This window comes from Gilvimarinus gilvus, from assembly GCF_030518155.1.
Classification (GTDB): domain Bacteria; phylum Pseudomonadota; class Gammaproteobacteria; order Pseudomonadales; family Cellvibrionaceae; genus Gilvimarinus; species Gilvimarinus gilvus.
In genome coordinates this window covers 1-566 of the sequence record NZ_JAULRU010000599.1, presented here as the reverse complement: position 1 = coordinate 566, position 566 = coordinate 1, and the positions used below count along the sequence as shown (strand labels likewise).

Here is a 566-nt window from a genome sequence, read left to right as displayed (position 1 = left end):
ACACCCTTGAACCACTTCTGTTCGAGCTCGGCCGTGCGGCCACTGTCCTTCAACCGCTGCAGCGCATTGTTAACGGCACTTTCAAACGCCGGGTTGTCCTTCTGGAACGGGATCACCAGCTTCTTCTCGCCAAACGGCAGGCTCGCGTCAAGCGGGCCGTCACTCTTGAGTGCTTCGCTCGCTGGGGTCAGCGCGACATCATACTTGCCGCTTTCCACACCTGGCAGTACCTCGTCCGCAGGCGCCTCGACAAATTCGGCGCGCAGGTCCAGTTCGCGGGCCAGGTCCTGGCCAAATTCCACATCGAAACCGCTCAGCCGCTCGTCTTGCTTGAACGCATAAGGCGGGTTGTCGGCTTGTACGGCAATGCGCAGTTCGCCCCGGTCGGCGATTTCGTCGATCAGCTCCGCCTGGGCCAATGGACTGATCAGTACTGCCAGCAGTACCCCTATGGTCGAACGCATTGAAGGCCCCTTTTTCTTTTACAGGTGAATAACTTTCGTCATGGCTTTATTCCTCGCCATGATCGAACGCAGCCTAAGACCTTGGCGCCTCGGCATTGTTTA

At 58.1% G+C, this 566-nt stretch carries 1 protein-coding gene; it reads right to left on the bottom strand.

The genetic code is table 11. The features are described from left to right. The coding region (locus QWI17_RS14885; RefSeq protein ID WP_302723318.1) for a transporter substrate-binding domain-containing protein at nucleotides 1–464 on the bottom strand (464 nt) is incomplete at its 3' end. Between the last annotated feature and the right edge of the window lie 102 nt (nucleotides 465–566).